This window comes from Pontibacter oryzae (assembly GCF_003576375.1).
Classification (GTDB): Bacteria; Bacteroidota; Bacteroidia; order Cytophagales; family Hymenobacteraceae; genus Pontibacter; species Pontibacter oryzae.
The window spans coordinates 1,113,105-1,139,082 of sequence record NZ_QWGE01000001.1 but is presented as its reverse complement, the minus strand read 5'-3'; the positions used below and the strand labels follow the sequence as shown (position 1 = coordinate 1,139,082).

Here is a 25,978-nt window from a genome sequence, read left to right as displayed (position 1 = left end):
GTTTACTCTGTAAGCGTATTGTAGTCGCCGAGGCTGAGATCAGTCTGGCGCCCTTCATACGAAACAAAGTTGCCGAGCATTGAGTTTGCAACATTGCCGTTTTTAAGGCTAGTGCTCTCCTGAATAATTGAGTTGCTCACCACAGAGTTCGTTACGCTTGTGTTGTTTCCGATAGAAACATGAGGGCCTACCACCGAGTTTGTAATCTGCACGTTTTCGCCAATATATACAGGAGGGATGATCACCGAGTTTTCCAGCTTCGCCGACGAGGCCACAAGGCCTTCCTCATCTTTTATATACTCCAAATAGCGCTGATTAGTATAAACAGTTGCGTTTTTATTTCCGCAATCGAGCCACTCAGAGATAACGGCAGGTATAAACTTGGTGCCTTTGTTCTTCATGTTCTCAAGCGCGTTAGTCAGCTGGTACTCGCCTTTGTCCTTGATGTCATTATCGAGCAGATACTGCAGCTCGTCGCGCAGATAAGCGCCATCGCGGAAGTAGTAGATACCGATAATAGCCAGATCAGACACGAACTCCTCCGGCTTCTCAACAAAGTCCGTGATCTCGTTTTCTTCGTTTAGTTTGATCACACCGTACGGGCGTGGGTCTTCTACGCGCTGCACCCAAATGGTTCCGTCGGCGTTGGTGTCCAGTTGGAAGTCGGCTTTAAAAAGTGTATCAGCGAAGGCCACCACAACTTTACCCTCTAAAGAGTCTTTGGCGCAAAGTATGGCGTGAGCGGTGCCCAGTGCTTCGTCCTGGTAAACAATGTTTCCTTTAGCGCCAATTTTCTCGGCAACCTCTTTAAGGTCTTGCTCTACTTGCTCGCCAAACTGGCCGATGATAAATGTTACCTCTTCGATAGGCTCGTGGCATACTTTTGCAATATCCTCCACCAGGCGCTGTACAATTGGCTTGCCAGCGATAGGAATAAGCGGTTTCGGTACGGTAAGAGTATGTGGGCGCATGCGCTTGCCCATTCCGGCCATCGGTACGATAATCCTCATAGCTATTTCTTTTATGTTTTAAATTTTATGTTGATGCCGCGACACTTGCCGCAGCATGTTTTAATTGTTCGTAATTGGCTGTGCTGCAACGTTAGAGACGGCTAGCTTTGTTACTTGGTGCCAGTGCTTCCGTAACCTCCGGCGCCGCGTTCGGTGTCTGACAAAGCCTCTGCTTGCTGCCAGGCTACGCGCTCATACTTGGCCACTACCATCTGGGCTACGCGCTCTCCGTCTTCCACCACAAAATCCTGGTCGGAAAGATTGATGAGTAGCACCTTTATTTCGCCGCGATAATCGGCGTCAATCGTGCCTGGGCTATTCACAATGGAAATGCCGTGCTTGTAGGCCAGACCGCTGCGAGGGCGAATCTGTGCCTCGTGTCCTTCGGGTAACTCTATAAAGATACCAGTCGGGATAAGGGCTCGCTGCAGTGGCTTCAACGTAATTGGCGCTTCCAGGTTTGCCCGCAGGTCCATGCCTGCAGAATGTATGGTTTGGTAACTTGGCAGAGCGTGTTTCGACTGGTTAATGACGTTAACCGGTAGGTTCTTGTTGTTCATTATAGCTAAATATACATATTAAAGTTTAACGAAACCAGCCCGCTCTCGGACCCACACAACTATGGCAAAGGCAGCGCAGAGAGCCAAATGGTAAACGTGGCGCAACCAAAAGCCCTCAACCTCAAAAGCAAAGGCCAGCCACACCAGGCCCGTGGCCAAAAGCACATACCCCATAATCGTTTTTACAGGGTAAGGAATAGGGTAATGTTTGTTGCCAAGCAGGTAACTGGCAAGTGCCATGCTAAAGTAGCAAACCAAGGTGGCAATGGCAGAGCCCATATAGCCCAGAACAGGTATTAGCATCAGGTTAAAAAGTATGGTGATGGCTGCACCCCCAAAGCTGATGTAGGTGCCATACTTTGTCTTATCCGTCAACTTAAACCACACCGATAGGTTATAGTATACTCCCAGAAACAGGTTAGCCAGTAAAAGTACGGGTACTACTAAGATGCCTTCGCGGTATTCGGCGCTACGCAGCAGTAGGGCAAAATCCTCGAGGTTGGCGGAAATAAAAAGGAAGATAAAGGCGCAGGCAATTACAAACCATTTCATGACCAGGGCAAACGTGGTAGGGGAGTTTTGCTCACCGGATTGCGCGAAGAAGAAAGGCTCTGCGGCATAACGAAACGCCTGTATAGCCAGCGTCATAAAGATGGAGAGTTTATAGCAGGCGCTATATACGCCCACGGCTCCCATGTTCGTCATGCCCTCATAAAAGCCTTCAGGAAGTATGCGTTCGAGCAAAATTCGGTCTATCACTTCGTTTACCATGCCTGCCAACCCCATGAACAGTAGCGGGTACGCGTAGACCCACATTGGCTGCAGTAATTCCCTATTCAAGCTAAAACGGAAATCTTTAAACTCCCGCCAGAGCATAGGTATGAGAAGGGCATTAGCCACCAAGTTGATCAGGAAGATATAGCCTACGCCGAAGGCCGGGTCGTAAATCTGTTGCACCAGCGGGCGTAGCGCAGGTAAATAATCTCCTTGGTAAATATCGCGGCAAAGCACCAGGAAGAACATGTTAGCCCCCACGGTGAGCAGGATGTTGGAAAGCTTGATGCTGGCAAACTTAATTGGCTTGCCCTCCAGGCGCAGCCTGGCAAAAGGTATGGCTACAATGGCATCAATGGCTAGCACAAGCGCCAGCCAGATAATATATTCTTGCTGCTCGGGGTAGCCTATGTATGAGGCTATGGGCTGAGAGGCAAGTATAAGTATGAGCGTAAAAAGCAAGCTGCTGCTGATGATCAGGCTTAGCACCTGATTGTACAGCTTTTGCTTATCTGCACCTGTTTTATTGGCAAAACGAAAAAATGCCGTTTCCATCCCGTAGGTATACAGGATATTGAAAAAGGCTACGAAGGCGTATAGGTATGAAACAACACCGTACTCCTCGGGGAGGAATACGGCGGTGTAAAGTGGAACAAGCAGGTAATTGAGGGCTCGGCCTACAATGCTGCTCAGGCCATAGGCAGCGGTTTGCCCGACCAATTTCTTGGCTATGCTCATGCTTTCTGTCTCAGAGGGTCGGGGAGAGGTTATTAGTTGCCGGTAAACGCTGGCTTGCGCTTTTCGATGAACGCGCTGGTGCCTTCTACAAAGTCCTCGGAGGTGCAGCAGCGAGCAAAGGCATTAGCCTCGGTCTGGTAGCCGTTTTCGTCGTTATTGAATACAGCGTTTACGCACTCAATTACCAGCCCAATGGCAAGCGGTGCTTTTCCCATAATTTTCTCAAGTATCTCGGTGCTTTTCGTGATCAACTCTTCCTGTGGCACGACATGGTTTACAAGGCCCAGCTGCTGTGCTTCCTGCGCCCCGATCATGTCGGCGGTCATCATCAGCTCCATGGCTTTGCCTTTGCCAACAAGTTGTGTCAGGCGCTGCGTGCCGCCATAGCCCGGTATCAGGCCCAAGTTAACCTCTGGTTGGCCGAAGCGGGCATGCTCAGCGGCCACGCGCATATGGCAGGCCATGGCCAGTTCGCAACCGCCACCCAATGCGAACCCGTTTACAGCGGCAATCACCGGCTTGTTGCTACGCTCAATCATCGCGAAGACTTCCTGCCCTCTTTCAGCAAAGCTGCGGGCGGTAACCTCACTTAGTTCTGCAATCTCAGTAATGTCTGCGCCGGCTACAAAAGCCTTAGGGCCAGCACCTGTAATAATGGCAGCCTTAATATCGGAGTCGTCATATACTTGCTGGATAGCGTTTCTAATTTCCTGTATTGTCTCTATATTCAGTGCGTTTAGCTTGTCTGCACGGTTAATGGTAATCGTCAGGATACCATTTTGCAGATCAAGCAGCAGGTTTTCGTAAGTGGCCATAGGATATTATTAACTCTGGTTAATTTCTGTTTTCTTTGTTACAAATATAAGGATTTAGTTCAATCCCGAAACAGCAGGGCTAAGAGCCGCCGCATGGTGTAGGTTGGGTAGTGATGAAGGATGACGGGTGCCCCATACGTAACAATTGCTATTTTTTTACTTTTAAAACCATATAAACATGGGCTTCTTTTCTGATTTTAAAAAGTTCGCAGTAAAAGGCAACGTCATTGATCTGGCGGTAGGCGTTGTAATTGGTGCCGCCTTTGGGGCGATAACCAAATCTCTCGTTGACAATATCATTATGCCGCCCTTAGGGTTGCTTATCAGCGGAATCGACTTTAGTTCTATGCGATGGGTGCTGAAAGAAGCCGTAGTGGAGAACGGCGAGGTAGTGGCAGAGGCTGTTACTATGAACTACGGCAATTTCATTCAGGTGGTCGTTAACTTCATTATCATTGCATTGGTTATTTTTGTGCTTGTGCGCACTATTAACAGGCTACGCGAGAAGGAAGCTGCAAAGCCTGCTCCAGCCGTTAACAAACAAGAAGTGCTGCTAGCCGAAATCCGCGACCTACTTAAAGGCCAAAATCCTCCAGCACCATCTGAGCCAAGTAACAAAGTTGTTTAAAACATATTTCAAGTATGCATTTTAGGTTTACCCGAATACCTTTTTTAACATTTATACTTATACTTTCTTGTGTTGCGCTTTCGCAGGCACAAGCAACCCAAGACACCACAGAGGTGAAGCATTGGGATTTCGGCGGTATCGGAACCATCAATTTTAGCCAAGTTAGCCTGAACAATTGGGCTGCTGGAGGGCAAAACACGGTTTCGGTGCTTGGTACTGCCAACCTTTACAGTAATTACAACCATGGCAATAACTCCTGGAACAACTCCCTGGACCTAACCTACGGTCTCGTAAAACTAGAGGGGCGCCGTGTGCAAAAGAGCGATGATAAGCTGGAACTCAATTTAAAGTATGGCCATCGCGCTTCTAAGCGCTGGTTTTATACCAGCCAGCTTAATCTTAAAACACAGTTAACGCCTACTTATACTATTACCCGCGACACGCTGCGGTCTAGTTTCTTTGCGCCTGCATACGTGTTAACCTCGCTGGGTATGGATTATAAGCCTAACGATAAACTGTCGATTTTTATATCGCCCTTTACTGGCAAGTTCACCATCGTTAGTGACCAGGAACTGGCAGATAGAGGTGCCTTTGGCGTAGAAGCAGCTAGAAAAGATATTGAAGGCAATATTATTCCAGGTACAGGGCAGCAGTTCCGGAAGGAGTTTGGTGGCTATATAAATGTGAGATACAATAATGAGATCCTGAAAAACATCACGTTGCAATCTAAGATAGATCTTTTCTCTAACTACCTGCGAAACCCCGAAAATGTAGACCTCAATTGGGAAAACCTGGTCAATTTTAAAGTGAATAAAACTGTCTCAGCGTCGCTGTTTGTGCATATGATTTATGATGATGATGTGAACATAGCCGTCGACCGAAATGACGACGGAAAAGTGGACGGTTCCGGACCCCGACTTCAGCTGAAACAGACACTCGGAATAGGAGTTTCGTACAAATTTAAATAGCAGGAATTTGTTCTTGATACTTTGTGTTCTGATAAAAATGTATACTTTTATGGCATGTTTGCGTTGTATACATAGAACATTAACAATGTGTTATGAAGAAACTAATCCTGCTACTGTTTTCTCTTGGAATTGTACTTTTTGCCTCAGAAGCCAAAGCTCAGTCTACGTTAAGTAGCGATACCCCAAAGGACGAATTTTGGGGAACAGCTAAAGCTGAAACTCGTGGTTCTACGGCTGATGCCGTTGGGCAGCGCTCCTCTGGTTTGGACGCAAGATACAATACGTATGAAGGTACACGCCGTAGCAGCTTTGCCAAAAAGAAGATTGCCAACAGCAAGCGCATGAAGGAGATTTTGAAAAAGGAGGAGCAGATGATGAAGAAGCGTAAGCGCGACAAGCGCCGCCTTCGTCGTCAGAAGTCTAACTAGCAGAATATACTAAAAGAAGGTGAAAGCCTTCTAACTAAAAGGGCCGAGGTTATCCTATTTGGGATAGCCTCGGCCCTTTTATACTTTTCTTGGGTTCATTTTAGTTGTAAAGTTCTAAGTAGAGCGTAAGCATTATTTGAGGGCTACCGCATAAATGCACATTGCTGAAGAGTCTGATTAAGACTTGTCTAATAAAGGATACTATAATGGCTAGGGTTTTCTCTTGATGCAATATTCCTAATGCCCTTTAATGTAAGTATGAATCTCCGAGAGAAAGAAGCTATTATAAAGCAAAACACCCTGGCCACATACGCAGCCAGGGTGTTTTGTTAATTTGATTTATACTTTACGCTTACAGCGTACGCTTCACTTCCTTCTCGATGTATGCCTCAATGATGTCACCAACCTGTATGTCGTTGTAACCTTTCAGGCTGATACCGCACTCGTACCCTTGTCTTACCTCTGCCACGTCATCTTTGAAACGTTTCAGGGCTAGAATCTCGCCATCAAGTACTACGATACCATCACGTACCAAGCGCACTTTAGAATTACGCTGGATTGTGCCATCTGTAACCATACATCCGGCAATGGTACCCACCTTGCTGATCTTGAATACCTCACGCACTTCTACGTTACCGGTAATCTCTTCTTTCAGTGTTGGAGCAAGCATACCTTCCATGGCATCTTTCACCTCATTAATTGCATCGTAGATGATAGAGTACAGGCGTACATCAATCTGCTCTTGCTCAGCCAGCTTACGCGCGTTTTGTGACGGACGAACCTGGAAACCAATAATAATGGCATCAGATGCAGAGGCAAGCAACACATCTGATTCAGAGATGGCACCTACACCTTTGTTAATAATGCTAACTTGAACCTCAGGTGTAGACAGTTTTAACAGGGAGTCAGAAAGTGCTTCTACTGAACCATCAACGTCACCTTTCACTATCACATTCAGCTCCTTAAATGTACCGATTGCCAAACGACGACCGATTTCATCCAGGGTAATGTGCTTGCGTGTGCGCAGGCTCTGCTCGCGCTGTAGTTGCGATCTGTTTGTTGCAATCTCTCTGGCTTCTCGCTCAGATTCCATTACTACAAACTTATCACCGGCTTGTGGTGCTCCATCCAAGCCAAGCAGCTGTACTGGTGTGGATGGGCCAGCCTCCTTCATTTTCTTTCCGCGGTGGTCGGTCATGGCTTTTACTCTACCATAGTGGGAGCCTGCCAATACTACATCACCTATTTTCAGGTTACCAGTTTGCACAAGTACTGTAGCTACATAGCCACGGCCCTTGTCCAGAGATGCCTCGATAACGGTACCGATAGCCTGGCGCTCTGGGTTAGCTTTTAGCTCGAGTAGTTCTGCCTCTAGCAATACCTTCTCCAACAGGTCTGGAATACCCTGTCCGGTTTTTGCAGAAACTTCCTGTGCCTGGTACTTACCACCCCATTCTTCTACCAGAATGTTTAGCTGGGCTAGCTCTTCACGAACCTTATCTGGGTTAGCGCCTGGCTTATCAACTTTGTTCAGGGCGATGATAATTGGTACACCGGCTGCCTGGGCGTGATTTATAGCTTCCTTGGTCTGTGGCATTACCGAGTCGTCGGCTGCTACCACGATAATAACAACGTCTGTTACCTTAGCACCACGGGCACGCATTGCCGTAAAGGCTTCGTGGCCAGGTGTATCCAGGAAGGTTACAGTACGGCCACTTTCAGTTTGCACCTTATATGCACCGATGTGCTGCGTAATACCACCGGCCTCACCGGCAGTTACGTTCGCGCTACGGATATAGTCAAGTAAGGAAGTTTTACCGTGGTCAACGTGACCCATGATAGTAACGATAGGTGCACGCTCAATCAGTGCCTCTTCGTTATCTTCCACAATATCCTCTAAGCCTTGCTCTTCCTCTGTGGTGATGAACTCAACGTTATAGCCAAACTCATCTGCAATAATAGTGATGGCTTCAGCATCTAGGCGCTGGTTGATCGAAACGAACATACCAAGTTGCATACACACCTTGATAACATCGTTCACGCTAACATCCATCAGCGAGGCCAGGTCATTGGCCGATACGAATTCAGTTACACGCAGCGTCTTAGACTCTGCCTGCTCCTGCATACGGCGCTCTTCTGTAGCATCAGCAATGGCTGAGCGCTTCTCACGGCGATACTTGGCACGGTTACCTCCGCCACCTTTACCACCACTTAGCTTGGCAAGAGTAGCCTTAATTTGCTCTTGGATTTCCTTATCAGAAACCTCAGCTTTTTCAGGTCTTGCTGTTCTGCCTTTAGCAGGTTTAGGAGGGCGTTGGTTGCCACGGTCCGGACGGTTGCCGCCTGGGTGTTGTGCTGGTTGTGTAGGGCGTTGGTTGCCTTGGCCTGGCCCTTGAGCTCCTTGCTGGCCACCTTCTGTAGCCACCATAATACGTTTGCGCTTCTTCTTCTTGCTTTTGCGATCGTCGGACGATGCTACTGGCTTAGAACCTTTTCTGCGCGACTCTACTGGCAGCTCAATCTTGCCAAGTACAGTCAGACCTTTTAGCTGGTCTGCTTTTGCTGTAATCTTTTCTATATCTTCTTTCGTTTCTGTGCTTTTGCTTGCCTCTGCAGGAGCGGCCGGTTGCTGTGGCGCCTTTTCTGCTACGGGCTCTTTTGGTGCTGCTGATGCAGCTGGTTTTTCGGTTGCCGGCGTGGCTGCTGGCTGCTTCGGAGCTTCTGGTTGCTGTGGCTTGGCAGGAGCCTCAGGAGCCTTAGTTTCCGGCTTAGCAGGGGTGGCTGGTTGCTTGGGCGCCTCTGGCTGTTGCGGTTGAGCTTTTACCGGTTCCTCTGCTTTCGGAGCCTCTTTTTTAGCTTCCGGAGCCGAAGTGGCTGGGGCCACAGGTTTAGCTGGCTCCTCCGCTTTCGGTGCCTCAGGAGCTGGCGCTGGCGCAGGTTTTTCTTCTGCCTTCGGTGCCTCTGGCTTAGCTTCCGGCTCTGGCTGCTTCGTTACCGGTCGGCCTTTGGCATCCAGTTCTATTTTGCCGAGCACTTTAATGCCCGGAAGTTTAGACGCTGGCTCTGCAGCCGGCTCTTCTTCTTTCTTAGGCGCTGGTGCTGGTGCTTCTGGAGCTTTCGGCGCGCTTGCATTCTTAATCAGGATCTCTTCTTCTGGCTCACTTGACTTTTTAGGCTCATGTGTAGGCTCCGATTCAATTACCTGGTTAGTCTGCGGCTTTTTGCCAATATGGATTTCGTCTGCCTCCTGCTTTTCCTGCATAGAGGAAGCAAACTCTTTAGCCAGCATACCGAACTGCTCTGCCGTGATCTTGGTGGTTGGTTTATTTTCCACCTCAAACCCTTTAGCAGAGAGGTAATCCACAATTGTAGATGTACCAATGTTTAAAGTAGTCGCAACCTGTTTAAGCCTCCTTGTTTTTTCTTCTGCCATTTTGTTCTAATATGCTGTCTGTTAATTCTGTCTTTAAAGTATAGCTGCCTTTTTAAAGGATAGGTTGGGCTCCTGGCAAACTTTTTTCAAAATTAGCGCAACGGAGCACAACTCACAACTATTGATTGTCTTCTTCTTCCAACTCTTCGCGGAGAATCGAGAGCACATCTTCGATGGTCTCTTCCTCCAGCTCGGTGCGGCGAAGAAGATCTTCTTTACTTACGGCCAGTACACTCTTAGCAGTGTCTAAGCCAATGCGGCGCAATTCTGCAATTACCCAGTCTTCGATCTCATCCGTGAATTCCTCCAGGCTGATGTCTTCCTCGTAGCTTTCAGACTCACGGAACACATCGATCTCCATATCTACCAGGCGGCTGGCAAGTTTAATATTTTGGCCGCCCTTACCGATGGCCAGTGATACCTGGTCCGGCTTTAAGAATACAGATACTCTGCCGCTTTCCTCATCTATTTTCATGCTGGTGATCTTAGCCGGGCTAAGGGCACGCTGAATATAAAGCTCCAGGTTCTCGGTATAGTTAATTACGTCGATGTTCTCGTTTTCCAGCTCGCGCACGATGCTGTGAATACGTGAACCTTTCATACCTACGCAGGCACCCACCGGGTCGATACGATCATCGAAAGACTCTACGGCTACTTTAGCACGCTCGCCTGGCTCACGAACGATTTTCTTGATAGCGATCAGGCCATCAAAAATCTCAGGAACCTCGTTTTCGAAAAGGCGCTCCAGGAATGCAGGAGAGGTACGCGAAAGTATAATCTTCGGGTTACCGTTTACTATTTCTACGCGCTGTACCACGGCTCTAACTACATCGCCTTTGCGGTAGCGGTCTTTTGGAATCTGCTCGCCTTTCGGGATAAGCAGTTCGTTTTCTTCCTGATCTAGCAACAACACCTCGCGGTTCCATACTTGGTACACTTCACCAGAGATAATCTCGCCAACAAGGTCTTTATACTTCTGGAACAGCAACTCCTTCTCCATATCCTTGATGCGCTGGATCAGCGTTTGGCGTGCAGTAAGCACGGCGCGGCGACCGAAGTCTTCCAGCTTAACCTCCTCTGATACCTCTTCCCCAACCTCAAAGTCAGGTTCGATCTTACGGGCATCCGTAAGGCTGATCTTGTCATGGTCCCAGATATCCTCAGAGTTATCGTCCACAATCTCACGGTTGCGCCATATCTCCAGGTCACCCTTCTCCACGTTCAAAATGATATCAAAGTTCTCGTCGGTAGACCACTTTTTGCGGATCATGGTGCGGAACACATCCTCCAGGATGCGCATCATGGTCGGGCGGTCAATGTTCTTGAATTTCGCGAATTCGGCGAACGACTCGATCAGGATAGAACTGTTCATTATTTTATCATTTAAAAGATATTACAACATTTGCTTTTACAATGTCCCCAAAGGGTATCTGCACAGGCACATACGTTGCCTTTTTGCCTTTTTGTTTAACCTCCTCCATCAGGTTGAGGCCTGTTTCGGTAACTTCTTCCAGTTTACCGGTTTTCTCAGTGCCGTCCTGCATTTTAAGCTTCAGGTTGCGGCCTGTGTTGCGCTTAAACTGCTTTGGCTGCGTAAGCGGGAAATCCACGCCCGGCGAGCTTACCTCCAGCACGTAGCTTACTTCTTCGCCCTCGGTTTCCTCGATTCTTTTATTGATGCGGCGGCTAATGGTAGCGCACTGGTCGATAGTGATGCCTTGCTCTCCGTCTGCCAGAACCGTAATTTTAGGTCTCACGGCTGAGTCAGAAACGGCCACATCCACTATAAACAGGTCGCTATCCGGCAAGCTCGCTTCCGCCATTTCTCTAATGGTTTTTGCAGTAAGTGCCATAGCAAACAGTTAAGAAATAAAGAAGGGGACTTCGTGTCCCCCCTCAACTCCCTGGAAATATAGCTGCAAATTTACTACAAATTCATTATATACACAACTTATTGTGCATCCGCTGACTGGATTAAATTTACTGCAGCCATCTATTGCCGGAGTGTACGGGTGAACAGCCCCCCCTTTGCCGGTACCAAGGAGCCGGAGCCTTGTAGCACAACAAGCGGCTGCATACTTTAGTTCGCATGGTAAAAGTATGCACAAAGGGTTAAGGATGCTCTGTTGGGCATGATAAATAGATATTCTGGCTGTTGCCGTGATATAGATAGCATCATAATTCGTAAGTTTGCTCTCGTGGCAGCTACATTCAAGAAAATACGGCGTCGGGTCTGGCTTATCCTGAACACCTTGGTGGTGCTTTGGATGGTGGTAGGAGTGCTGTGCGTGCAAGTGCCGCCAAGCACGTTTTGGCCGGCCGGCTTTATAGCCATGTCGTTACCAGGGGCGCTGGTGTTTAACTTGCTGTTTCTGATTTACTGGCTGCTGCGCCGCTCCTGGCTATTGGTGCTGCCGCTTTCGGCGCTTATGCTTGGCTGGGAGTATTACGGCCGCCTGCTGGCTATCAACTTTGAGAATGAAGTTCCGGAGGGAGCTAAAACACTGCAAGTGCTCAGCTTTAACACACATATCTTTAACGCTTATAATAAAATTGTGGAGGGCGTGCCGCAGGTATCCAACGATATGGTAGACTGGGTGGCCACGCACCCGGCCGATGTGTTTTGCCTGCAGGAGTTTTACAGCCGTGTAAATTCGGTGGAGTTTAACAATTTCAACCGTATTGGCACGCGCTATGGCAAGTATAAATTCGCCTCTACTTCCGTGGGTGACCGTATTAAGGCAGACTTGGGCATTGTGATCTTCTCGAAGTACCCGATCGTGCAGGGCAATACCATCCGTTTTCAGAATACGCCGGAGCGGAGCGCCAACCGGGCCGCCTGGGCCGATATTGATGTGGAAGGCGATACCGTGAGAGTTTATGCTGTGCACCTCCAGTCCATGAGCATCAAATCCGAAGACATAGAGAATACTTATTCAGCCATTGGCGATGAAGAGTCTTTTAAGAAGGAAAGCCGGAATGTGGCGCGCCGGTTGAAAGGCGGGTTTATAGCCCGTGACAACCAGGTGCAGCAACTGCTAGAGCATATCCGGGAGTCGCCGTACCCGGTTATTGTATGCGGTGATTTTAACGATATTCCGTTTAGCTATACATACCACCAACTGGCAAAAGAGTTAGGAAATGCCTTTGTGGAAGCCGGTAACGGCGTAGGGGCAACTTACAATGGCCCTTTACCGTTTCTGCGCATCGACAACCAGTTTTATAGCCCCGGCCTGAAGCCTTACGCATTTGAGACCCACTACGAAATGGGCCTGTCGGACCATTTTCCGATTTCTGCTACCTATGTGCTGGAGCCAAAGGCAACGGAATAGCGTTAGGAGATAGAGGGCAATATTTTTAGTTTTGAACAATCATAGGCTAGTATAGCCTGCAACCAAGCAAGTGCGGCACCTGAGCGGTGCTTATACTTAAGTATACCATGCAACAGAAACTGAACCTGTACAATACGCTTACGCGCAAGAAAGAGGAGTTTGAGCCATTGCACGCCCCGCTTGTGGGCATGTATGTTTGCGGCCCCACTGTTTACGGGGAGCCGCACCTTGGCCATGCCCGCAGCGCGGTTACCTTTGATGTGCTGTACCGCTACCTCAAATACCAGGGCTACAAAGTGCGCTATGTGCGCAATATAACCGATGTGGGCCACCTGGAAAACGATGCCGACGAGGGCGAAGATAAAATTCAGAAAAGAGCCAAACTGGAGCACCTGGAGCCGATGGAGGTGGTAAACCATTATACTAACATCTACCACAATGAAATGCAGAAACTTAACGTGCTGCAACCAGACATTGAACCCCGTGCCTCCGGCCACATCATAGAGCAGATTGCGCTTATACAAGAGATATTGGATAATGGCCTGGCTTATGTGGTCAACGGCTCGGTATACTTTGATGTATTAGCCTACAACAAGGACCGTAAGTATGGCAAGCTTTCGGGCCGCAACATCGAGGACCTGATTGGCAACACCCGCACGCTGGAAGGCCAAGACGAAAAGCGCGCACCTTTCGATTTTGCACTCTGGAAGAAAGCGTCGCCGTCTCATATCATGCGCTGGCCGTCGCCGTGGAGCGATGGCTTCCCGGGTTGGCATTTGGAGTGCTCGGCCATGAGCCGTAAGTACTTGGGCACCAGTTTTGATATACACGGTGGCGGCCTGGATCTGATGTTCCCGCACCACGAATGCGAGATTGCCCAAAACCAGGCCAGCTGTGACCATAGCGATGGAGCCCGCTATTGGGTGCATAACAACATGATTACCGTGAATGGGCAAAAGATGGGTAAGTCGCTAGGAAATTTTATCAACCTGAGCGAGCTGTTTAGCGGCAACCACGAAATGCTGGAGCAGGCTTACAGCCCCATGACGATTCGCTTCTTTATACTCCAGGCGCATTACCGTAGCACCCTCGACTTTAGCAACGAGGCCCTGCAAGCTGCCCGCAAAGGCTACACCAAGCTGATGAACGGCCTACGTGTACTCAAAAAGCTGGAGTACCCGAAGGATGCAACCGCAGTTGAGCCCGATGCCAAGCTGAACGAGGAGCTGCAAAAGCTTGCGCAGGATTGCTTCCGTGGCCTTAATGATGACCTGAATACAGCCAAAACTATAGCTTCATTGTTTAACCTGCTCAAAAAGATAAACAGCCTGCACCTGGGCCAGATTAAGATGGAGCAGCTTTCGCGCGGCACTTTTGACCTGATGCGTGATACCTTCCAAGAACTGGTGCTGCATGTGCTGGGCCTTCAGGAAGAAAGCATCGGCGACATGGACGAAGTGCTAAACCTGGTATTAGGCTTTTATAAAGAGGCGAAAGAGCAGAAAGCTTATGATAAAGTAGACACGATCCGTGCGGAGCTAAAGAAGCAGGGCATCGCTATTAAAGACATGAAAACCGGAATTGACTGGGCTTATGAAGAATAAACTGAATATGCTGGCAGTATTGCTTTGCGGTACATTGCTGTCCTTTACCGGCTGCGACTCCTCAGAAAACAGGGGCAGCAAGACTGCTGCTGTAGAGCAAAAGGATTTGGCCGCCACAGTTACAGCGCCAGCTTTTAACGCAGATTCAGCCTACGCCCTAGTGGCAAAACAGGTAGCGTTTGGGCCGCGTGTGCCAAACTCGGCGGAGCATTTCCAAACCGGAGAATGGATTGTTGCCAAACTAAAGAGTTATGGCGCACAGGTACAGGAGCAGAAGTTTCAGATGCGCGCCTACGATGGCACCACGCTGAACCTGCGCAACATAATCGCCTCTTACAACCCCGGTGCCGCCAACCGCGTGCTGCTTGCCGCCCATTGGGATACCCGACCGATTGCAGAGAAAGACAAAAACGATCCAGACTCACCCATAGATGGTGCAAATGATGGGGCAAGCGGCGTGGGCGTGCTCCTGGAAATAGCCAGAACCATACATGCCGCCGAGCAGAAGCCAGACGTAGGCATAGACCTTATCTTTTTTGACGGCGAGGATTATGGCCAGCCAGACGGGAGCAAACTGCCATACGTAGCCGACTCGTGGTGCCTTGGCTCACAGTACTGGAGCAAGAACAAGCATGTGCCTAACTACCGCGCCAACTATGGTATCCTGCTGGATATGGTGGGAGCCAAGAACGCCCGTTTCGCTCGAGAAGGATACTCTATGGAGTACGGCAAAGAGATCGTGGATAAAGTTTGGAAGGCAGGCAACAGCATTGGCTACTCAGACTACTTTAAGTATGTAAATGCTCCGGCAATTATTGACGATCACTATTACGTGAACACGCTGGGTAATATCCGAATGATCGATATTATTGAGCTGGACGTGAACTCACCGGACAACGATATCTTTGGGCCATACCACCACCGGCACACCGACACCATGGACATCATCAGCAAAAACACATTGAAAGCCGTTGGGCAAACCGTGCTGCACGTACTGTATAACGAGTAAAGTATACTTGCAACGCAACACAAAAGGGCCTCCGCTATACATAACGGAGGCCCTTTTCCTTTTCAGATGCCTGGGTTAATACTTTAGCGAATAAGGTTATCTTGAGCCATGCGGTTAATGGTTAGCTCGGCAAGCGTTTCAGAAGCCTTACGAAGGCTAGCCGGGCTGTATGATTTGGATTGGGCCGACCATAGCAGGTTTTCTGAACTCGCATCGTACAGGTTTGTCTCGAGAAAGTATACTTTATCTTCAGTGTAATAGCCAGGATCGTAAAGGGTAGGGTACCAGTAAGTATAATATCCCCTGAACCTACCGTACCAGCCAAAACGAGTCATTGGAGTATAACCATAGGAGCCCGGCACGTAGCGCGTCTCGGTTTCCTCGTCCAGCAAAGCCACCGTTAAAATAGCGCCATTGTTTTCGGATTTTACTTTCTGGAGTAACTCGTTGACATCGGGGCCACCTTTCGAAACCGTGGGCGGAAACATATCAATGCTGCGGCTGGCATCAATTCCGTGCTGCCTCAACTGTGCCTGCATGTCTGTCTCCACTTTTTCGCGGGCCCGGATATTGTCTGTCAGGGCGGCCACAACAATTTTGTCATATGTCTTGCTGTTAGCCTCCGGGTTTTTCCAGGTGCCTGTTATCCGGGTGGCTGGCGCGCAGCCCCATAGAAAAGCAATCGCTAACACAGCAAGAACGAAGGTATGGTATTGCTTCTTTAAACTTAAGTTTTTTATGGTATGCATCAGATTATTAGAATTTTAGGTCTATATTTTTAACGAATTTAGGGTGGATAAGGTGCACTGGGTATGCTTATGAATAATCTGATGGTGAACGAATTAGCTTTGATAGTTTTATATATAGCATAAAATAAGTAAGTTGTATGTCTAAACATACTTTTCTAACCTATTCATTCTAACCTTTATGAGAACCAGTAAGCGATTATTGGCAGCCCTGGGATTTGCTTTATGGCTCGGTGACGGCGCTGTAATGGCGCAGGAGCAGCCACATGTGTTCCGGGGTGGCCGAATCATCCCGGTGGCAGGGCAGCCAATTGAAAACGGCGTGCTGGTAGTGCAAAACGGGAAAATCACCGCTGTGGGCACTGCCGATAAGGTACGTATTCCCAACAATGCCAAAGAGTTCGACATGACAGGCAAGGTGCTGATGCCCGGCCTGGTAGACACGCACTCGCACCTAGGCGAAGGCTCCGGTGGCGATGGCTCAGCACCGCTGCACCCCGATGTGCGCATCATCGATGGCATAAACCCGATCAGCGATACGTTTAAGCGCGCGCTGGCAGGCGGCATTACCACCGTAAACGTAATGCCGGGCTCCGGCCACCTAATGAGCGGCCAGACGGTATACCTGAAAATGCGCGACGGCAAAACCATCAGCGACCTCACCTTTTGCGACGATGTGACCAATGGCATTTGCGGAGGCATGAAAATGGCCAACGGAACCAACCCCATGAAATCGGCCCCATTTCCGGGTACTCGGGCCAAATCTGCAGCCATGGTGCGCCAGCTTTTCCTGGATGCACAGGCCTATAACAAGAAAGTAAAAGCCGCAAAAGGCAAAGCCGATAAAATGCCGGAGCGCAAGCCGAATCTGGAGCCATTGGTAGAGATACTCGACGGCAAGCGCATCGTGCACTTCCACACGCACCGCTACGACGATATCCTGACAGCGCTGCGCCTGCAAAAAGAGTTCGGCTTTAAGCTGGTGCTGCACCACGTAAGCGAGGCCTGGAAAGCAGCCGACGAGATTGCAAAGGCAGGGGTTCCCGCCTCTATCATCACGCTGGACTCTCCGGGCGGTAAATCGGAAGCGGTAGAACTAAGCAACAGTAACGGCGCAGCGCTGGAAAAAGCTGGCGTGCTTACTGCGTTTCACACTGATGATGGCATCACCGATTCGCGGCTATTTATGCGTAACGTATCGCTGGCAGTGCGCGCAGGCATGAGCCCCGAAAAAGCGATCGAAGCCATGACTATAGCCGGTGCAAAAATGCTGGAGCTTGATAACCGCGTAGGCTCTCTGGAGAAAGGCAAGGATGCAGACTTTATCGTGCTGAACGGGGAGCCTTTTAGCGTGTACACCAAGATTGAGCAAACCTGGGTAGAAGGCCAGAAGCGTTTCGACCTGAGCAACCCTGAAGATAAGAAGTATGCAACGGGTGGCTACAAAGCTTACGATGGCATGTTACACTATCACGCACATTAATAAGACACAAGACAATAGCTTATAGACTCAGGACTTTCTGTTACTTGGTCTTGGGGTTGATATCCAATGGCTTGCATCCTAAATAAAATCAAGATGAAAAAACATATACAAATGGCTGCGGCCATACTTGCCGGCATGGCCATACTTGGTGCGCAGCAAGCAGTGGCGCAGATAGCCGTGAAAGGCGAAACGGTTTATACTATGGCCGGGGCACCCATCAAAAACGGGGTGGTGTTGCTGAAAGACGGTAAAATTGAGGCGGTGGGTGCCAACCTACAGGTGCCGCAAAACTATAAAGTATACACAGCCAAGGTAGTAACGCCTGGCTTCGTGGATGCGCATACCTCGGTGGGGCTGGCAGGTATCTATAACATCCCCGCAGACCAGCAGCAACTGGACCCAGCCGCTCCGGTAGAGCCTGAGCTGCGTGCGTTGGATGCCTATAACCCAAACGAGGAGTTAGTGGCCTGGGTGCGCGACTATGGCGTAACCACCATTAACACAGGCCATGGGCCGGGAGCGCTGGCCAGCGGCCAAACCATGACTATTAAAACATCTCCCGAAGGTTTTGCCACCCTGATGGATACGACGAATATGATCGTGTTTACCCTTGGGAGCAGCGTAGGTGAGAACTTTGGCTCGCCAAAAACCTCGGCCAAGGGCATGGCCATGCTGCGGGCAGAGCTGCAGGCGGCACAGGCTTACACTAAAAAAATGGGTAATTCCGATGCAAGCAAGCGCCCCGAACGTAACCTTAAAATGGAATATCTGTCCGGGGCGATGAACGGCAAGTATAAATCCCTGATCACGGCAAACCACTCGCAGGATATTATGGCTGCCCTGCGCCTGGCCAAAGAGTTTAACCTGGACCTGGTGCTGGATGGTGCCGCGGAGTCATACATGCTGCTGGATGAGATAAAGGCTGCCAGTGTGCCGGTGGTGCTGCACCCAACCATGGCGCGTTCGCATGGCGATAACAGGAACATGTCGTTCGAGACGGCCAGTGTTTTGGCAAAGACAGGTATACCGGTAGCGATTAAAAGCGGCTTTGAGCAGTATGTGCCGCGTGCCCGCGTGCTGCTGTTTGAGGCAAGCGTAGCCGTGGCCAATGGCATGGACACCGAGCAGGCACTTGCCGCCATCACCACAACTCCGGCAAAGATCATCGGGCTGGATAAGCGTGTAGGCTCGCTGGAGAAGAACAAGGATGCCGACCTGGTACTGTTCGACGGCGACCCGTTTGAATATACCTCGCATGTTTGCACCGTGCTGATTAACGGCAAAGTTGTAAGCGAGGCGTGTAAATAAAACCATGGCATGAACAGCGTTCTGAAAGTATACCTGCTGATCTATTACTTCATAAACCTGGTGCTAGCATACTGGGCTGTGGGGCTGAGTGAGCAACGTAACCCTTTGGTCGTTATATTTATGGTAGTTGGATTTTGGGTGTTTGCCGTGCTGGTGCTGTTGGGTTTACACTTAACAGGGCTGGTAGGCTTTAAAAAAGCCATGAACAAGCTCGGGTTGGTATTGGCAACGCCTTTGCTACCCTGGGTGCTGATGAAGATGGCAGGGGCTTGGTAAGCTCTCAAGTTACCGAAAAAGACCTAATTGTGCCGACAGTAAGTATGGTTTTATACTTGCTGCCGGCACAACCTTTTTTCAGAGTTAAAGTATAGTTGGAGGCAAGCCCACGGTTTGCGTTACCTATTATTGGTGCCTGCCACGCTATGAAAAAACACTGCGGCAAAAAGTCTTTAAGGCTTTGCTGCATTGGTAGATCTGTATCGTATAAATCATTAGTACCATACATAGTTATTTCTACCCAGATCAATCAAACCTAATGGCTTACGACAATATTGTTTCGTTGCTTGGTGCCGAGGCAGAAGGCCTTTTGCAGTATGAAAGTACAACAATACCCCAAAGCCAGTTGCATGACCCGGGCCCCGATTTTGTGGACCGGGTCTTTGCACTGTCTAACCGCAGCCCGCAAGTGCTACGGAACCTGCAGCAACTCTTCAGCCACGGGCGGCTTGGTGGCACAGGTTATCTTTCCATACTTCCCGTAGACCAGGGCATAGAACACACAGCCGGTGCATCCTTTGCGCTAAACCCCATTTACTTCGACCCCGAGAACATTATAAAGCTTGCTATGGAGGGCGGCTGCAACGCCGTGGCCACCACCTTCGGCAACCTGGCGATGATGTCTCGCAAGTATGCGCATAAGATTCCGTTTGTGGTAAAGGTCAACCATAACGAGCTGATGACTTACCCAAACAAGTATGACCAGGTAATGTTTGGCTCTGTGGATGAGGCCTGGAACCTGGGTGCCGCCGCCGTGGGCGCCACCATCTACTTTGGCTCCGAGGAATCGAACAGGCAGCTGATGGAGGTGGCCGAAGCCTTTGAGCGCGCGCACCAACTGGGCATGGCTACCATACTTTGGTGCTACACCCGCAACAACGCCTTTAAAAAAGGCGATACCGATTACCACGTAGCCGCCGACCTCACGGGCCAGGCCAACCACCTGGGCGTTACTATCCAGGCCGATATCATCAAGCAAAAACTGCCTACCACTAATGGAGGTTTCAAAGCCATTGGCTTTGGAAAGACAAACCAGAAAATGTATACGGAGCTTTCCAGCAGCAACCCTATTGACCTGTGCCGCTACCAGGTGGCCAACTGCTACATGGGACGGGCTGGGCTGATAAACTCCGGCGGCGAGTCCAAAGGCGCGTCGGATCTGGCGGATGCCGTGCGCACGGCCGTTATTAACAAACGCGCGGGCGGTATGGGCCTTATTTCGGGGCGAAAGGCTTTCCAGAAAGAGATGAAACAAGGAGTGGCTTTGCTGCATGCCATACAGGATGTATACCTGGCCAACGAGATTACACTGGCGTAATGTAGCACAACTGCTGATTATTACATATTTTTGTGACCTGCTTTAGCACAACCTTTGCGAAAAGGGCGGCCAAGGCAGGTCACTTACTTTTTGCACGCCGCTGTGTAGCGGGGTGCCCATCAAACTTAAAAGTGCGGAAAGCACGCTGTTAACTATGATGCCTTGGTTTAAAAGAGCAGATAAAGGAATCCAGACGCCAACTGAGCAAAAGAAGGAAACCCCAGACGGATTGTGGTACAAGTGCCCGAACTGCAAAACCGTGACAAGTATGGCCGAGCACCGCAAAAATCTAAGCACCTGCGTGCAATGCGATCACCACGATCGTATCGGGTCTAAGGAATACTTTGCCATTCTGTTTGATGACAACGAGTTTACTGAGCTGGACGAAAACCTGACTTCAGGCGACCCGCTTGACTTTGTGGACTCCAAGCCTTACCCGCAGCGCATTGCCTCTACCCAAAAAGCCACTGGCCTGAAGGACGCTGTTCGCACGGCTTACGGCAAGATAAATGGCCAGAACCTGACCATCGCCTGTATGGATTTTGCCTTCATCGGGGGCTCTATGGGTTCTGTGGTAGGCGAGAAAATTGCCCGTGCCATAGACCACGCCCGTAAAACGCGCACGCCTTTCCTGATGATCTCAAAGTCTGGTGGTGCCCGCATGATGGAAGCCGGCTTCTCGCTGATGCAAATGGCCAAGACCTCGGCTAAACTGGCGCTGCTTTCCGAAGAGAAACTGCCATATATCTCCATGCTAACAGACCCGACCACAGGCGGTGTAACGGCCTCTTACGCCATGCTTGGTGATTTTAACATTGCCGAGCCAGGTGCCCTGATAGGTTTTGCCGGTCCGCGCGTTATCAAGGAGACTATCGGTAAAGACTTGCCAAAAGGATTCCAGAGCGCAGAGTTTGTGCTGGAGCACGGCTTCCTGGATTTTATTGTAGACCGTAAACAACTTAAAACAAAGCTGAGCGAGCTCCTTAGCATGGTGTTGCTGTCAGAAGACGTAACCACGGCCCCAAAAGCTAAAAAAGCTTCTAAGGTATCCTAGGCGGTACATAAAGTATACCTATAACCTGCCGTGCAAAAACGCGGCAGGTTTTTTTGTGCCTGATAATCAAACTAAAGCATAGCAAATATAGATTTTTTGAATATTTGGACCGAGCTTAGATACGTTTTGGCATAGGAGTTGCGTTTGGTGGTGTAAGTACTGCGATATAAACCTTATAATTACACAACGTCAACATTAATCAAATTCTACTACGATGAAATTTATCAAACTATCCCTGAGTTCTATGCTGGCCGCAACTTTGTTGTTCTCGTCTTGCCAGTCCACGGCTCCTGTAGCTGGCTCGGGAAATACAGAAACTACCACACAGACCAAAACTAACGACAAGCAAGGTATGAGCAAAACTACCAAAGGCGGCATTATTGGTGCTGGTGGTGGTGCCGTGCTTGGCGGTCTGATCGGTAACAGGCTAGGCAACACCGCTGCGGGTGCCATTGTAGGTGCAGCAGTTGGTGGCGCAACGGGTGCCGTAATTGGCCGCCGCATGGATAAGCAGGCCGAAGAACTGGAGAAAAGTATGGAAAATGCTAAGGTGGAGCGTGTAGGCGAAGCCATCCGTGTGAACTTTGACTCAGGCATACTTTTCGCGGTGAACTCTGCCGAGCTAAGCGCCTCTGCCAAACAGGACATCCAGAAACTGGCTAAAACACTGCAGGATTACCAGGGCACAAACGTTATCATTGAAGGGCATACAGACAATACAGGCTCGTATGAGCTGAACCAAAAGCTATCGGAGCGTCGTGCCGAGTCGGTGGCTGCTTATGCGCGCAGCTTAGGCGTTGATGGCACCCGCCTACAGGCGAAAGGCTATAGCTACGACCAGCCAATCGCGGATAACAGCACAGTTGATGGCCGCCGCCAGAACCGCCGTGTAGAAATCATTATTGTGGCAAACGAAGAGCTGAAGAAGGCTGCCGAAAGCGGTGAGCTAAAGTAAAAAGATTACTTTTCCTGTTTATGTAACGCCTGTCTCTCTTTGGAGGGCAGGCGTTTTTTATAGGTCTGCTTACGCACAGCTCACCACACTTTTTAAACTCAGTTACACAAAAGCCGTTAATAAATTAATATTATAGATACTTGTCAATGTTTTGTAAGGTATTGATAGTCAATAGGTAGTATTGTGCTGAAGCAATGTTGCAGTAAGTAGTGCAAAATCTTGCTAATAATTTAATATAACATTAATAGAATATATAAAGTACAAGGTTCAGAATCTACGGATTCAGAAAGACAGATTTAACCATGAAAAACATGAAAAAATTAAGAATAAACTTATCCGTGTTGGCTATTATAGCTGTTTTACTTTCATCGTGCGCGAATAGCGGCGGTGGTGGCGGCATGAGCAAAACTACCAAAGGAGGTATTATAGGCGCCGGGTCTGGTGCAGTAGTAGGTGGTGTGGTAGGTAAGATTGCCGGTAACACTGCAGCAGGTGCTATTATTGGCGCAGCAGTTGGTGGCACAGCAGGTGCCGTAATTGGCCGCCGCATGGATAAGCAGGCAGAAGAGCTTCGCCGCGACCTAGAAGGGGCCAATGTAGAGCGCGTTGGTGAGGGTATCAAGATCACATTTGATTCTGGTATACTTTACGCGGTTAACTCGGCAGAACTGCAGGCAAATGCCAAAACTGAAATTTCGCAACTTGCTCAAACGCTGAAGAAGTACCCAGATACAAACATCCTGATCGAGGGGCATACTGATAACACGGGTAACCGTAGCATTAACCAACCGCTTTCTGAGCGCCGTGCCCAGTCCGTGGCAGATTATCTGGCTTCTATGGGTGTTGACCGTGGCCGCATGACAACCATGGGCTATGCCGATGACCAGCCGATTGCCGACAACAGCACTGCTGATGGCCGTCGCCAGAACCGCCGTGTAGAAATTGCGATCTATGCGAACGAAAAAATGAAGAAAGCCGCTGAGCGCGGTGAATTATAAGATTAAGTAGTAGATTGATTGGATAATTGGTGATTTTACCAGCCGCACGGGGGTGCGGCTGGTTTTTTTTGCCCGTACTTTTTAGCGAGTATTGGCCCTTTGTATAAACGTAGCAATCATGGCAAGTATGGCGCCACACGTAGCTAGTGCTATGTCTTTCTGGGCATCCCACATATCGCCTTGCATGCCCAGATAGTCCATGCCTTGCTGCCCACCGCCGTACACCCAGTCTGCCACTATCCACTCTACCAACTCATACAGCGCGCTGAGCGAAAGTATGAACTCTACTGGCAGCAAATAGCTAAGAAAAGGCTTCACTTTAAAACCATGGGCCAATACCTCATGCATGGGGTAAGCCAGTAGCAGGCCAAACCCGAAATGTACCAAGCGGTCATAATGATTACGCTTAAGGGCATACTGCTCTTTCAACCATTCCCCCAGTGGGTTATCGGCATATTGGTACTGGCTGCCATATACATGCAGCAGTAGAAACAGGAACACCAAGGTGTAGCTTGTATCTGAGAAGCGAAAGATGTTGTAAAAGGCTACCAAGAAAATAATCAGCGACAGTGTGAGGGTGTTCTCTAAGAGCCAGTTTTTGAGATCCGGGGTAGTGAGGCCAGTATATACCCAGAATAATGTAAATACAAGACTGTACAGCAAGTGTAAAGGCTGTTGCAAGTATGGCGTTTGCTTGGCAGGTGTTGTATGCCTGGTGGTGTGCTGAAGCATAAATATATAGTGCTGATATAAACAGCTAACCTCTTCGAGCTGCCGAAAGTTTTATACTTTTTTGCTTGCTACCCAGGGCAGGCACCAGGCTAAGGCACAACAAATAGCTAGGCCATAAACTCGTGCTGGTAAAAGACAAGCCGTATCGGGTTGTCTGGCGGGTTTTGGGTGGGGTCGCAGTGGTAACCGAAAAGGTTGATTCCATTCATGTACGGTAGCAACTGCTTGTAGTATGTATGGCCTTTGTTTTCAGGGTTAAATGTGATGTCGTGGAAAACGCAGGTAGGTTTATCGGGCATCTTCTGAAGTTTATCAAAGAGCGCTGAGGGCCGGGCCAGATCGCCGGAATAGGCAATGCGCGTATTATCCTCATCAAAAATATAAGCAAAGCTCTGGTAGCCTTCCGAGTGCTGGCCATAGGTGTCGATGCAAGTGATGCCTTCAAAATGCTCTAGTGGTACAAACTCAGCGTAAGCATCCGGTTCTTTCAGTTGTATCTCCAGAAAGCGGCACAGCTGCTGCTTAAACTGCTCAGAGGGGTATAGTATAACCAGTTTCGGAGCTTTCTCAACAATGCTTTTATAGAGTAACAGGTTAGCCAGGCTGCCGGAATGGTCGTTGTGCAGGTGGGTTAGCAGCACATGGGTAACCCGCTGTACAAGGCTTTTCTTGACAAGTGTTGGAAATACTGTAAAGCCGCAATCCAGCAGCAAGTGTGTCCCTCTAAAATTCAAGAGAGCCGCAGAGTTAAGGTAATCTGTATCGAAAGCCCCGCCAGTACCTAAAAACTTGATTTCCATATGCGTTCTTGCTGCAGTTAAAACCAACAACCACAAAGTATAGCGTTAGCGCGATAAAATAGTTGTCTGTTAAGTTATACCTAATTTACTATATGTATAAATATATAGGCCATTAACATATAGTTTTTCTAATATAAGGATTTCTGTCGTAATTAACAGTTTAGCGTAATCACCGTAATAACTAAGCCCAAAAAAACAGTGACATGGATACGCAAAAATTATCCGCTTCCGAGAAAACGCAGCTAACGCATGAGCTACTGAACCAGGCTTACAAGAGACTGACACTCGGCAGCCGCCGTAGCCCTATGCATGAGCTGATTTCCACGATGCTCTCGCACCGAACCAACCACGCCGACGAGACAACGGCCTATAATACCATGTTGGAGCGCTTCGGGGATTGGGAAGGCGTGATGCTGGCCGATGAGTGCGAGCTTGCCCAGGCAATAAAGACCACGCGCTACCCCGAGCAAAAGGCACCGCAGATACAGCAAACCCTGCGGATGATAAAGGCTGCGCGTGGCGAGATAAACATCGATTTTCTGGCTGACCTCTCTATTGAAGAAGCCATGGATTGGCTGACGCGCCTACCCGGCGTAGGACTGAAGACAGCCACACTGCTGCTGCTTTTTAATTTTAAGAAGCCGGTTTTGCCCGTTGATACGCATGTGTTCCGGGTGAGCCAGCGGGTGGGCCTGATCGGTGCGAAGGTAACGGCTGCCAAGGCCCACGCCATACTTCTAGACATGCTGCCCCCGGATGCCCTAGAGCTTTTTAACTTTCATAAGCACCTGTTCTGGCACGGGCAACGCGTTTGCACGTTCTACAGCCCCAAGTGCGATGAATGCGTTTTAAACGGCCTTTGTAACTATTACCAGGATGTGCGGCAGAAAGGAATTGATAGGGCGGCTTAGATATTGGTTGGTTAATAGGCGATAAACCGTTGCGCTACGATATGTTGCTGCCAAATGCAATCAAGTGCAACAGCAGATCTTTTGTTAAGGTTTGCTCT

General features: G+C 49.2%; 24 protein-coding genes. 14 read left to right on the top strand and 10 right to left on the bottom strand.

Features of this window, described 5'->3' with window-relative positions; translation table 11 throughout:
* Positions 1-2: 2 nt before the first annotated feature.
* From D1627_RS04740 to D1627_RS04725, 4 genes are all read right to left on the bottom strand, one after another.
* Complete coding sequence (locus D1627_RS04740) at positions 3-1,010, bottom strand: sugar phosphate nucleotidyltransferase (protein WP_119431017.1); 1,008 nt, start codon at positions 1,008-1,010, stop codon at positions 3-5.
* A gap of 110 nt (positions 1,011-1,120) precedes the next feature.
* Positions 1,121-1,570 carry a dUTP diphosphatase gene (gene dut / locus D1627_RS04735; protein WP_119431016.1) on the bottom strand — a complete coding sequence of 150 codons (450 nt, stop codon included), beginning with the start codon at positions 1,568-1,570 and terminating at the stop codon, positions 1,121-1,123.
* 18 nt (positions 1,571-1,588) lie between these two features.
* Positions 1,589-3,082, bottom strand: a complete 1,494-nt coding sequence (locus tag D1627_RS04730) for a lipopolysaccharide biosynthesis protein (RefSeq protein WP_119431015.1) — start codon at positions 3,080-3,082, stop codon at positions 1,589-1,591.
* 32 nt (positions 3,083-3,114) lie between these two features.
* Complete coding sequence (locus D1627_RS04725) at positions 3,115-3,897, bottom strand: enoyl-CoA hydratase/isomerase family protein (protein ID WP_119431014.1); 783 nt, start codon at positions 3,895-3,897, stop codon at positions 3,115-3,117.
* A gap of 178 nt (positions 3,898-4,075) precedes the next feature.
* Between D1627_RS04725 and mscL the strand changes: the two genes are divergently transcribed.
* From mscL to D1627_RS04710, 3 genes are all read left to right on the top strand, one after another.
* Complete coding sequence (gene mscL / locus D1627_RS04720) at positions 4,076-4,525, top strand: large-conductance mechanosensitive channel protein MscL (RefSeq protein ID WP_119431013.1); 450 nt, start codon at positions 4,076-4,078, stop codon at positions 4,523-4,525.
* Between the two features lie 14 nt (positions 4,526-4,539).
* On the top strand, positions 4,540-5,493 hold the full coding sequence (locus tag D1627_RS04715; protein ID WP_119431012.1) for a DUF3078 domain-containing protein: 954 nt from the start codon (positions 4,540-4,542) through the stop codon (positions 5,491-5,493).
* A 92-nt stretch (positions 5,494-5,585) separates the two neighbouring features.
* Positions 5,586-5,921: a hypothetical protein gene (locus tag D1627_RS04710; RefSeq protein WP_119431011.1), complete on the top strand. Its 336-nt coding sequence runs from the start codon at positions 5,586-5,588 to the stop codon at positions 5,919-5,921.
* Positions 5,922-6,273: 352 nt separating this feature from the next.
* Here the strand turns inward: D1627_RS04710 and infB are convergent, their stop codons facing one another.
* The 3 genes from infB to D1627_RS04695 form a co-directional block, all read right to left on the bottom strand.
* Positions 6,274-9,354, bottom strand: coding sequence for a translation initiation factor IF-2 (gene infB / locus D1627_RS04705; protein WP_119431010.1), 3,081 nt, complete (start codon positions 9,352-9,354; stop codon positions 6,274-6,276).
* A gap of 118 nt (positions 9,355-9,472) precedes the next feature.
* Entirely contained in the window at positions 9,473-10,726 is a 1,254-nt protein-coding gene (gene nusA, locus D1627_RS04700; protein ID WP_119431009.1) for a transcription termination factor NusA, read from the bottom strand.
* Between the two features lie 7 nt (positions 10,727-10,733).
* The gene (locus D1627_RS04695; protein ID WP_233555512.1) at positions 10,734-11,207 is read right to left on the bottom strand and encodes a ribosome maturation factor RimP; all 474 of its coding nucleotides are present in this window, start codon (positions 11,205-11,207) and stop codon (positions 10,734-10,736) included.
* 345 nt (positions 11,208-11,552) lie between these two features.
* On the opposite strand from D1627_RS04695, the gene D1627_RS04690 reads away from it, so the two are divergent.
* The 3 genes from D1627_RS04690 (at position 11,553) to D1627_RS04680 (ending at position 15,299) form a co-directional block, all read left to right on the top strand.
* Positions 11,553-12,686 carry an endonuclease/exonuclease/phosphatase family protein gene (locus tag D1627_RS04690; RefSeq protein WP_119431008.1) on the top strand — a complete coding sequence of 378 codons (1,134 nt, stop codon included), beginning with the start codon at positions 11,553-11,555 and terminating at the stop codon, positions 12,684-12,686.
* A 107-nt stretch (positions 12,687-12,793) separates the two neighbouring features.
* Positions 12,794-14,290, top strand: coding sequence for a cysteine--tRNA ligase (cysS, locus tag D1627_RS04685; protein ID WP_119431007.1), 1,497 nt, complete (start codon positions 12,794-12,796; stop codon positions 14,288-14,290).
* Positions 14,280-15,299 carry a M28 family peptidase gene (locus tag D1627_RS04680; protein WP_119431006.1) on the top strand — a complete coding sequence of 340 codons (1,020 nt, stop codon included), beginning with the start codon at positions 14,280-14,282 and terminating at the stop codon, positions 15,297-15,299. Before cysS ends, D1627_RS04680 begins: the two co-directional genes overlap by 11 nt.
* Before the next feature lie 83 nt (positions 15,300-15,382).
* On the opposite strand, the gene D1627_RS04675 is transcribed toward D1627_RS04680, so the two are convergent.
* Positions 15,383-16,048 (bottom strand): hypothetical protein, encoded by a 666-nt coding sequence (locus D1627_RS04675; RefSeq protein ID WP_119431005.1) that lies wholly within the window; start codon positions 16,046-16,048, stop codon positions 15,383-15,385.
* A 178-nt stretch (positions 16,049-16,226) separates the two neighbouring features.
* Between D1627_RS04675 and D1627_RS04670 the strand changes: the two genes are divergently transcribed.
* The 7 genes from D1627_RS04670 to D1627_RS04635 all read left to right on the top strand — a co-directional run bounded on the left by D1627_RS04670 (position 16,227) and on the right by D1627_RS04635 (position 23,437).
* A complete protein-coding gene (locus D1627_RS04670; protein WP_119431004.1) occupies positions 16,227-17,528 on the top strand; it encodes an amidohydrolase family protein in 1,302 nt (433 codons plus the stop codon).
* 93 nt (positions 17,529-17,621) lie between these two features.
* Positions 17,622-18,836 (top strand): amidohydrolase family protein, encoded by a 1,215-nt coding sequence (locus tag D1627_RS04665; protein ID WP_199688369.1) that lies wholly within the window; start codon positions 17,622-17,624, stop codon positions 18,834-18,836.
* A 9-nt stretch (positions 18,837-18,845) separates the two neighbouring features.
* A complete protein-coding gene (locus D1627_RS04660; protein ID WP_119431003.1) occupies positions 18,846-19,112 on the top strand; it encodes a hypothetical protein in 267 nt (88 codons plus the stop codon).
* 259 nt (positions 19,113-19,371) lie between these two features.
* On the top strand, positions 19,372-20,430 hold the full coding sequence (locus D1627_RS04650) for a class I fructose-bisphosphate aldolase (protein ID WP_119431001.1): 1,059 nt from the start codon (positions 19,372-19,374) through the stop codon (positions 20,428-20,430).
* Between the two features lie 157 nt (positions 20,431-20,587).
* Positions 20,588-21,484 carry an acetyl-CoA carboxylase, carboxyltransferase subunit beta gene (accD, locus tag D1627_RS04645; protein WP_119431127.1) on the top strand — a complete coding sequence of 299 codons (897 nt, stop codon included), beginning with the start codon at positions 20,588-20,590 and terminating at the stop codon, positions 21,482-21,484.
* A 214-nt stretch (positions 21,485-21,698) separates the two neighbouring features.
* A complete protein-coding gene (locus tag D1627_RS04640) occupies positions 21,699-22,439 on the top strand; it encodes an OmpA family protein (protein WP_233555511.1) in 741 nt (246 codons plus the stop codon).
* A 311-nt stretch (positions 22,440-22,750) separates the two neighbouring features.
* Positions 22,751-23,437: an OmpA family protein gene (locus D1627_RS04635; protein ID WP_119431125.1), complete on the top strand. Its 687-nt coding sequence runs from the start codon at positions 22,751-22,753 to the stop codon at positions 23,435-23,437.
* An 81-nt stretch (positions 23,438-23,518) separates the two neighbouring features.
* Here D1627_RS04635 and D1627_RS04630 read toward each other — a convergent pair whose 3' ends face one another.
* Positions 23,519-24,169, bottom strand: a complete 651-nt coding sequence (locus tag D1627_RS04630; protein WP_119431000.1) for a DUF2238 domain-containing protein — start codon at positions 24,167-24,169, stop codon at positions 23,519-23,521.
* 107 nt (positions 24,170-24,276) lie between these two features.
* Positions 24,277-24,969, bottom strand: coding sequence for an MBL fold metallo-hydrolase (locus D1627_RS04625; protein ID WP_119430999.1), 693 nt, complete (start codon positions 24,967-24,969; stop codon positions 24,277-24,279).
* A gap of 203 nt (positions 24,970-25,172) precedes the next feature.
* Between D1627_RS04625 and D1627_RS04620 the strand changes: the two genes are divergently transcribed.
* Complete coding sequence (locus tag D1627_RS04620) at positions 25,173-25,880, top strand: endonuclease III domain-containing protein (protein WP_119430998.1); 708 nt, start codon at positions 25,173-25,175, stop codon at positions 25,878-25,880.
* The last annotated feature ends 98 nt before the right edge of the window (positions 25,881-25,978 follow it).

Excerpts from the sequence above, each read along its gene's own strand:
- D1627_RS04740 (WP_119431017.1), bottom strand. The coding sequence starts at position 1,010 with ATGAGGATTATCGTACCGATGGCCGGAATGGGCAAGCGCATGCGCCCA.
- dut (WP_119431016.1), bottom strand. The coding sequence starts at position 1,570 with ATGAACAACAAGAACCTACCGGTTAACGTCATTAACCAGTCGAAACAC.
- D1627_RS04730 (WP_119431015.1), bottom strand. The coding sequence starts at position 3,082 with ATGAGCATAGCCAAGAAATTGGTCGGGCAAACCGCTGCCTATGGCCTG.
- D1627_RS04725 (WP_119431014.1), bottom strand. The coding sequence starts at position 3,897 with ATGGCCACTTACGAAAACCTGCTGCTTGATCTGCAAAATGGTATCCTG.
- mscL (WP_119431013.1), top strand. The coding sequence starts at position 4,076 with ATGGGCTTCTTTTCTGATTTTAAAAAGTTCGCAGTAAAAGGCAACGTC.
- D1627_RS04715 (WP_119431012.1), top strand. The coding sequence starts at position 4,540 with ATGCATTTTAGGTTTACCCGAATACCTTTTTTAACATTTATACTTATA.
- D1627_RS04710 (WP_119431011.1), top strand. The coding sequence starts at position 5,586 with ATGAAGAAACTAATCCTGCTACTGTTTTCTCTTGGAATTGTACTTTTT.
- infB (WP_119431010.1), bottom strand. The coding sequence starts at position 9,354 with ATGGCAGAAGAAAAAACAAGGAGGCTTAAACAGGTTGCGACTACTTTA.
- nusA (WP_119431009.1), bottom strand. The coding sequence starts at position 10,726 with ATGAACAGTTCTATCCTGATCGAGTCGTTCGCCGAATTCGCGAAATTC.
- D1627_RS04695 (WP_233555512.1), bottom strand. The coding sequence starts at position 11,207 with ATGGCACTTACTGCAAAAACCATTAGAGAAATGGCGGAAGCGAGCTTG.
- cysS (WP_119431007.1), top strand. The coding sequence starts at position 12,794 with ATGCAACAGAAACTGAACCTGTACAATACGCTTACGCGCAAGAAAGAG.
- D1627_RS04680 (WP_119431006.1), top strand. The coding sequence starts at position 14,280 with ATGAAGAATAAACTGAATATGCTGGCAGTATTGCTTTGCGGTACATTG.
- D1627_RS04675 (WP_119431005.1), bottom strand. The coding sequence starts at position 16,048 with ATGCATACCATAAAAAACTTAAGTTTAAAGAAGCAATACCATACCTTC.
- D1627_RS04670 (WP_119431004.1), top strand. The coding sequence starts at position 16,227 with ATGAGAACCAGTAAGCGATTATTGGCAGCCCTGGGATTTGCTTTATGG.
- D1627_RS04665 (WP_199688369.1), top strand. The coding sequence starts at position 17,622 with ATGAAAAAACATATACAAATGGCTGCGGCCATACTTGCCGGCATGGCC.
- D1627_RS04660 (WP_119431003.1), top strand. The coding sequence starts at position 18,846 with ATGAACAGCGTTCTGAAAGTATACCTGCTGATCTATTACTTCATAAAC.
- D1627_RS04650 (WP_119431001.1), top strand. The coding sequence starts at position 19,372 with ATGGCTTACGACAATATTGTTTCGTTGCTTGGTGCCGAGGCAGAAGGC.
- accD (WP_119431127.1), top strand. The coding sequence starts at position 20,588 with ATGCCTTGGTTTAAAAGAGCAGATAAAGGAATCCAGACGCCAACTGAG.
- D1627_RS04640 (WP_233555511.1), top strand. The coding sequence starts at position 21,699 with ATGAAATTTATCAAACTATCCCTGAGTTCTATGCTGGCCGCAACTTTG.
- D1627_RS04635 (WP_119431125.1), top strand. The coding sequence starts at position 22,751 with ATGAAAAAATTAAGAATAAACTTATCCGTGTTGGCTATTATAGCTGTT.
- D1627_RS04630 (WP_119431000.1), bottom strand. The coding sequence starts at position 24,169 with ATGCTTCAGCACACCACCAGGCATACAACACCTGCCAAGCAAACGCCA.
- D1627_RS04625 (WP_119430999.1), bottom strand. The coding sequence starts at position 24,969 with ATGGAAATCAAGTTTTTAGGTACTGGCGGGGCTTTCGATACAGATTAC.
- D1627_RS04620 (WP_119430998.1), top strand. The coding sequence starts at position 25,173 with ATGGATACGCAAAAATTATCCGCTTCCGAGAAAACGCAGCTAACGCAT.